The 608-nt window shown below is 41.4% G+C and carries 1 protein-coding gene and 1 pseudogene; both read right to left on the bottom strand.

Annotation, left to right across the window (positions count from 1 at the left end; all coding sequences use genetic code 11):
* A pseudogene (locus tag R7E78_RS31250) lies at positions 1-136 on the bottom strand (manganese-dependent inorganic pyrophosphatase); the annotation flags it as partial.
* Positions 137-399: 263 nt separating this feature from the next.
* Positions 400-608: aminotransferase class III-fold pyridoxal phosphate-dependent enzyme (locus tag R7E78_RS28180; RefSeq protein WP_318058890.1), on the bottom strand; the 209-nt coding region annotated here is incomplete at its 5' end.

Genomic DNA, 608 nt, shown 5'->3' with positions numbered 1-608 from the left:
CGGTGTCTGGGCTCAAATGTCCAACCCATACGAGGTTGTCGGTATTATTGTTTGAAAGCGTGGTGAGATCCAAAGCGCCCTCAGCCAAACAGCTGAAAGAGGCAATCATGGTTAATCCAAGTAGTGAACGTTTCATTTGAGTCCTTAGTGGTGAGTGGTAAGTTACTATTGGTACTGCATAGACCATTGATTCAAATGTAATTTTTTCGAGTTGCCAATTCACCCGATATTCTTGGAATCGCAAACGTTTTTCGAGTCGATACACACTTTTTTGTCGATTCCGCTTACAACTTAAACAGGATATTTAGTTAAGCGAAGGACGATTTTCCAAAAACAAAAAGGAAACGATTGGTGCCAATCGTTTCCTTTACTTGTGATTGCTATTTAAAAGCGCGTGAATTACGCCACTTCAAGAATCACTTTTTCCAACTTATCTAGGCCTTCATTTAGCACGTCAGATTCGATGGTCAATGGAGGTAACAGACGAATCACGTTCGCTTTTACTCCACAAGAAAGCAGGATAAGACCATTTTCTTGCGCTTTAGAAATCACCGCTTTGGTCATCTCTTGCAGTGGTTTGCCTGATTCTGGGTCAGTAAACTCAATCG

This window comes from Vibrio sp. YT-19(2023), assembly GCF_033337395.1.
Note: the sequence above shows the minus strand (reverse complement) of the source record. Positions and strands in the feature narration are given on the sequence as shown.